General features: G+C 70.8%; 6 protein-coding genes. 1 reads left to right on the top strand and 5 read right to left on the bottom strand.

Annotation, left to right across the window (positions count from 1 at the left end; all coding sequences use genetic code 11):
* Positions 1 to 2 precede the first annotated feature (2 nt).
* Complete coding sequence (locus K6I34_RS01470; RefSeq protein ID WP_229322132.1) at positions 3 to 833, bottom strand: hypothetical protein; 831 nt, start codon at positions 831 to 833, stop codon at positions 3 to 5.
* Between the two features lie 277 nt (positions 834 to 1,110).
* Between K6I34_RS01470 and K6I34_RS01465 the strand changes: the two genes are divergently transcribed.
* Positions 1,111 to 3,246, top strand: a complete 2,136-nt coding sequence (locus K6I34_RS01465; protein ID WP_229322131.1) for a glycosyltransferase — start codon at positions 1,111 to 1,113, stop codon at positions 3,244 to 3,246.
* Positions 3,247 to 3,253: 7 nt separating this feature from the next.
* Here the strand turns inward: K6I34_RS01465 and truA are convergent, their stop codons facing one another.
* The 4 genes from truA to rpsK all read right to left on the bottom strand — a co-directional run bounded on the left by truA (position 3,254) and on the right by rpsK (position 6,389).
* Positions 3,254 to 4,108: a tRNA pseudouridine(38-40) synthase TruA gene (gene truA / locus K6I34_RS01460; RefSeq protein ID WP_229322130.1), complete on the bottom strand. Its 855-nt coding sequence runs from the start codon at positions 4,106 to 4,108 to the stop codon at positions 3,254 to 3,256.
* A gap of 78 nt (positions 4,109 to 4,186) precedes the next feature.
* Positions 4,187 to 4,651 (bottom strand): 50S ribosomal protein L17, encoded by a 465-nt coding sequence (gene rplQ, locus K6I34_RS01455; protein ID WP_229322129.1) that lies wholly within the window; start codon positions 4,649 to 4,651, stop codon positions 4,187 to 4,189.
* A gap of 165 nt (positions 4,652 to 4,816) precedes the next feature.
* Positions 4,817 to 5,839, bottom strand: a complete 1,023-nt coding sequence (locus tag K6I34_RS01450) for a DNA-directed RNA polymerase subunit alpha (RefSeq protein WP_004946635.1) — start codon at positions 5,837 to 5,839, stop codon at positions 4,817 to 4,819.
* Between the two features lie 145 nt (positions 5,840 to 5,984).
* The gene (gene rpsK / locus K6I34_RS01445; protein ID WP_003956432.1) at positions 5,985 to 6,389 is read right to left on the bottom strand and encodes a 30S ribosomal protein S11; all 405 of its coding nucleotides are present in this window, start codon (positions 6,387 to 6,389) and stop codon (positions 5,985 to 5,987) included.
* Between the last annotated feature and the right edge of the window lie 97 nt (positions 6,390 to 6,486).

Raw genomic sequence — 6,486 nt, 5'->3', positions numbered from 1 at the left:
GGTCAAGCCCCCGCCGCATCCTCCGCCTCACCACTCTCCGCAGGCACAGACGCAGACGGAGGCACAGGCGAAGCAACCCGCGGAGCGGAAAGCTTCGCCATCTGCGCCCGCAGAACCGCCGCCGGCACCTCCACCCCCTCCGGATCGGACAGGCTCGTCGCGAAGAACATCGCCAGGGTCCGCCCCGACCGCACGGCAGTGATCAGGCTCGGCGCCCGCTCCGCCGCGTTCTCCAGGCGGAGCGCGACCGCCTCGTCGCCGAGGCCCGACGGGACGCCGGCGGGCAGGACACGGACCGCCGAGAACTCCTGCGGCACGCCCTCCCCCGTCCGCATGCGGAAGCCATCCGCGCAGGACGACGCCGCGTCCCGCAGCCCCCGCACCGTCGCCCCGGCGCCGTCGCCCTCGTACGAAGAGAGGCGGATCATGCCCATCAGGCCCTCGAAGCCCGCCCGCTCACCGCCCTTCCCGAGCCGGGCGAAGGTGGTGACCACCGTCGCGTACGGCGCGGGCCTGGGCTCGGAGCCCAGGGCCTCGGCCAGCGCGCGGCAGGCCACCCGTTCCGTACGCGGTCTGCCGTTGCCCGCCGCGCCCGCGGCGGCCCGTTCGACACGGAAGCCCGGCACCTCGTGCGCGCCCAGCTCCGCGTGGACCAGCCGGGCCGAGCCCAGCACCCGCACGGCGTCGAGCTCGTTCTTGCCCTCGCCCCTGGCGGGACGGGACGCCCCGCCCGCGCCGACCTCGCCGCAGCCCGCCGTGAGCCCCAGAACCGCGACCGTCGTCAATGCCGTCACCGTGGATACGAACGTGGAGAACGCCGCCATCGCCTTCACCGCCCCAGCGTCCCAGCGCCCGCGCGCCGCCGTCCGCGCGCCACGCCCGGCCCCGCGAAAGGATCAAGTGACGCTTGACGCACAGCCTGTGACTGAAGCCACAATGTAGGCTTCGCAGACAACCGAAACCCCGCCCAACGGTCTTTACCGACGGACCGGACCGCACGTGACCACCTCACGGCCACGCGGTCCGCACGCAGGGGACGACCCGGACAACCCAGGCCAGGGGGAAGGACGGAACGCGGCACCCGCAACGTGCCGCGCCGCAGACACCGCCATGAAGATCTCTTTCCTTTTGCAGAACGCCTATGGCATCGGCGGCACGATCCGCTCCACGTTCAACGTCGCGAGCGCGCTCGCCACACGTCATGACGTGGAGATCGTGTCGATCCACCGGACCGGCGGCACGCCGAAGCTCCCTCTGAACCGCAAGGTCAAGCTGGTCCACCTGATCGACACGCGCGCCGAGACCGGCGCCGACCGGGACAACGCCCTGCTCCAGCAGGACAGCGCGCTGATCCCGCCCGTCGAGGCCAAGGGCGCGCACTTCAGCGCGCTCACCGACAAGCGCGTGGCCGAGCACCTCGCCCGCACCGACGCCGACGTCGTCATCGCCACCCGCCCCGGCCTGGTGATGTATCTGGCGGAGTTCGGCACCGACGCGTACCTCAAGATCGGCCAGGAGCACCGGATCTACGGCACGCACGAGCCGAACATCCGCGCCGCCCAGGACCTCGCGATCCCGAAGCTCGACGCGCACACCGCCGTCTCCGAGGCCGACGCCGCCACCCACCGGGAGCAGTTCCCCGGTGTGAAGACCAAGCTGATCGCGCTGCCCAACGGCGTCCCGCCGTCCGAGGTCGAGCCCTCCGACGGCAGCGCCAAGCTCGTCGTCGCCGCCGGCCGCCTCATCCCCGTCAAGCGCTACGACCTGCTGGTCAAGGCCTGGGCCACCGTCGCGGCCGCCCGCCCCGACTGGAAGCTGCGGATCTACGGCCGCGGCCCCCAGCAGGCCAAGCTCCGCGAGCAGATCGACAAGCTCGGCCTGGGCGAGCACATCCGCCTCATGGGCCCCCACTCCCCCATCGAGACCGAGTGGGCCAAGGGCTCCATCGCCGCCGTCACCTCCCGCGAGGAGTCGTTCGGCATGACGATCGTCGAGGCCATGAACTGCGGCGTCCCCGTCGTCGCCACCGACTGCCCGCACGGCCCCGGCGAGATCATCACCGACGGCCACGACGGCCTCCTCGTCACCAACCTCGACAGCGACGCCATCGCCAAGGGCCTCCTCAAGCTGATCGAGGACGACGAACTGCGGCGCACCATGGGCAAGAACGCCCTGGTCTCCGCCGAGCGCTACCAGCCGGACGCCATCGCCCGCCGCTACGAGGACCTCATCGAGAGCCTCGGCGGCGACATCGGCCGCGCCCCGGCCACGGCCAAGGCCGCCACCGGTACCGCCCCGGCCCCCGCGCCCCGCAAGCCCGCGCCCGTACCGCTGGTGCGGAAGCTGCGCCGCACCGCGGGCAGGCTCATCCGCCCGCTGCGCCGCTCGGTGGCCAAGCCCGCCACCCCGGCGGTCAAGGCCGCGATCAAGGAGATCGTCCGCAAGCCGCTGCGCTGCACGGCCTCCTGCCGCGTCGACGCCGACGGCAACATCGTCGTCTCCGTCGACCGCAAGGGCCTCTCCGGCGAGCGGCTCTCCCTGACCGTCACCCGCCGCAAGGAGGGCAAGCCGATCAGCGTGCCCCTCAAGGCGGCGGCCGACGGCAAGGGCCCGTACACCGCGGTGCTCGACCGGCGCGAACTCCGTCTGGGCGAAGGCCGTTGGGACCTGCACGTCGTCCGCGGCGACGACGGCGCCCGCCGCCGCGTGGTCTCGCACCTCGCCGAGGGCCGCGGCCTGGTCGAGCTGGAGCCGCTGGACGGCGCCCCGTTCACCTGGTGGGTGCCCTACCCCACCGTCGACGGCTTCCTCGCGCTGCGCGCCTGGTACCGCGACGCGCACGCCGAGGCCCGCGCGGTGCGCCAGGGCAACAACGCGCTGACGGTCGAAGGCACCCTGCACGGCACGGAGTTCACCCCCGGCGGCACGCCCACCCTCGTCGCGACCCCGCGCATCGAGGCGGCGAAGCCGGTCACGGCCGAGGTCACCGTCATCGACAAGGACACCTTCCGGATCTCCCTGTCGTACGAGGACCTGATCGCGGCCCGCGGCGGCGACGAGAACACCATCTGGGACCTGGCCCTGCGCCTCGCCCCCGACGCGAAGCCGGTGAAGGTCGCCCGCCTCGTCGGTGACATCGTCGACCGCAACAAGACCGACATCTACCCGGTGGTCGGGGGCATCCGCCCCTACTTCACGGTCAACAGCGACCTGGCCGTCAGCTGCCCGGCCCCCGAAGGGGCCTGACAGTCAGTCAGCACCCGCCGCAGCCGGGGAGCGTGCGCTTGTTGCGCGCCTCCCGGTTGCGGGCGGCGAGCTCGGAGTCGGCGGGGTAGCCGACCTCTTCGAGCGTCAGCCCGTGCGGGCGCACGACGTGCACCGCGGAGTCGCGGACGCCCGCGCGCAGCACCTTGCCCGGCCAGTCCACCGGCCGGTGCCCGTCACCGACGAACAGCAGCGCGCCCACCAGCGAACGCACCATGTTGTGGCAGAAGGCGTCCGCCTTCACCGTCGCCGTGATGACGCCCGACGCGTCCCGCTCCCAACTCAGCCGCTGGAGCGTACGGATGGTCGTCGCGCCCTCGCGCTTCTTGCAGTACGCGGCGAAGTCGTGCTCGCCGATCAGCTCCTGGGACGCGGAGTTCATCGCGTCGACGTCCAACGGCCAGTCGTGCCACAGGACATGACCGCGCAGCAGCGGGTCCACCCCGCCCACGTGGTCGGTCACCCGATAGGCGTACCGCCGCCAGATCGCGGAGAAGCGCGCGTTGAAACCGGACGGCGCCTCGGCGACCTTCCACACCCGCACGTCGTGCGACAGCCGGCCGGCCAGCCGCCGGAGCAGCTTCTCCTCGTGCTCGGCCCACAGTTCGGCGGGCAGGTCGACGTGCGCGACCTGGCCCCGGGCGTGCACCCCGGAGTCCGTACGGCCCGCGACCGTCAGCTCATAGGTCTCGGACGACCGGGTCACCGTGCGCAGCGCGGACTCGATCTCGCCCTGCACGGTGCGCAGGCCCGAGCGCTGCTTGGCCCAGCCGGAGAACTCCTTGCCGTCGTACGACAGATCCAGCCGCACCCGGACGAAGCCGGGCTCCACTTCGTCACTCACCGAGTGTTTCCTCTCAGAAATGCGGGACGGGCCCGCCCCCTTCAAAGGGGCGGGCCCGTCACTGACACGTCAGACGCGTCAGGCGTCCTTCGACTCCTCGGCCGGAGCCTCGGCAGCGGCCTCGGCCTCCTTGACCGCGCGCTTGGCGGCGGCCTCGGCCTCGGCGACGGTCGCCTTCTTGGCGATCTCGCCCTCGACGAGCTCGATCACGGCCATCGGGGCGTTGTCGCCACGACGGTTGCCGATCTTGGTGATACGGGTGTAACCACCCGGACGCTCGGCGAAGCGCGGAGCGATCTCGGTAAAGAGGACGTGCACGACGCCCTTGTCCGTGATCGTCTGCAGCACCTGGCGACGGTTGTGGATGTCGCCCTTCTTCGCCTTGGTGATCAGGCGCTCGGCGACCGGACGCAGGCGGCGGGCCTTGGCCTCGGTCGTCGTGATGCGGCCGTGCTCGAAGAGCGACTTGGCGAGGTTCGCCAGGAGCAGCTTCTCGTGCGCGGCAGAGCCGCCGAGACGGGCACCCTTGGTGGGACGCGGCATGGTATTTCTCCTAGGTGTCTGCCCCGGCCGTATCAGGTACCGGAGTCAGTATCCGAGCAGACGGTCGCCTGTCGGAGATCCGGGGCTAGCCCCGGAAACCCGCGCCCCCGAAGGGGCGCGGGGAACTGCGCGACCAGCCGAAGCCGGCCCGCAGCCGAAGACCGATCAGTACTGCTCGGTCTCCACGAAACCCGCATCCGCGTCGTCGTCGGCGCCAAAGGCGTCCGCGGCAGCGGTCGGGTCGAATCCGGGCGGGCTGTCCTTGAGGGCCAGGCCCATGCCGGCCAGCTTCGCCTTGACCTCGTCGATCGACTTCGCACCGAAGTTGCGGATGTCGAGCAGGTCGGCCTCGGAGCGGGCGACGAGCTCACCCACGGAGTGGATGCCCTCGCGCTTGAGGCAGTTGTAGGAGCGGACGGTGAGCTCCAGCTCCTCGATCGGCAGCGCGAGGTCGGCGGCCAGGGCGGCGTCCGTCGGGGACGGGCCCATGTCGATGCCCTCGGCGTCGATGTTGAGCTCGCGGGCCAGACCGAACAGCTCGACCAGGGTCTTGCCGGCGGACGCCATGGCGTCGCGCGGGCGCATGGCCTGCTTGGTCTCGACGTCGACGATCAGCTTGTCGAAGTCGGTGCGCTGCTCGACTCGGGTGGCCTCGACCTTGTAGGTCACCTTGAGGACCGGCGAGTAGATGGAGTCGACCGGGATACGGCCGATCTCCTGGCCCACCTGCTTGTTCTGGACGGCGGAGACGTAGCCGCGACCGCGCTCGACGGTCAGCTCCATCTCCAGCTTGCCCTTGGCGTTCAGCGTCGCCAGGACCAGGTCGGGGTTGTGCACCTCGACACCGGCCGGCGGGGCGATGTCCGCGGCGGTGACCAGACCCGGGCCCTGCTTGCGCAGGTACATCACGACCGGCTCGTCGTGCTCCGAGGAGACGACCAGCTGCTTGATGTTCAGGATGAGGTCGGTGACGTCCTCCTTGACGCCCGGCACGGTGGTGAACTCGTGCAGGACACCGTCGATGCGGATGGACGTGACAGCCGCACCCGGGATCGAGGAGAGGAGCGTACGACGCAGGGAGTTGCCGAGGGTGTAGCCGAAGCCCGGCTCCAGCGGCTCGATGACGAACCGGGAGCGGAACTCGTCGACAACCTCTTCGGTCAGCGAGGGGCGCTGAGCGATCAGCATGCGAGGAATCCTTCAGTCATGGACACCCACTATTTGATGTCCTGAGTACTACAAGGGTACGGGCGATACGGCCCCGAGGAGCTGTATCGCCCGTGTGCCGTGCGAAGCGGCGCGATGATGCCAAGCGGGTCGGAGACCCGTTGGATCAGACGCGGCGGCGCTTCGGCGGACGGCAGCCGTTGTGCGGGGTCGGGGTGACGTCCTGGATGGAGCCGACCTCGAGACCGGTCGCCTGGAGCGAACGGATGGCGGTCTCACGACCGGAACCCGGGCCCTTGACGAACACGTCGACCTTGCGCATGCCGTGCTCCTGGGCGCGACGGGCAGCCGACTCGGCGGCCATCTGCGCGGCGAACGGAGTCGACTTGCGGGAGCCCTTGAAGCCGACGTGGCCGGCGGAGGCCCAGGAGATCACGTTGCCGGACGGGTCCGTGATCGAGACGATGGTGTTGTTGAACGTGCTCTTGATGTGCGCGTGGCCGTGAGCGACGTTCTTCTTTTCCTTGCGGCGCACCTTCTTGGCTGCGCCCTGACGACCCTTGGGGGGCATGTCTTACTCCTGAATGGAGGGAGGTGGTCGGTCCTACAGCGAAGACCGCTGGAATGCGGACCCGGGGGCGTGTCCCCGGGAGACCGCAGCGTCCGCT

Origin of the sequence: Streptomyces sp. UNOC14_S4 (genome assembly GCF_020740835.1) — a bacterium.
Classification (GTDB): Bacteria; Actinomycetota; Actinomycetes; order Streptomycetales; family Streptomycetaceae; genus Streptomyces.
Note: the sequence above shows the minus strand (reverse complement) of the source record. Positions and strands in the feature narration are given on the sequence as shown.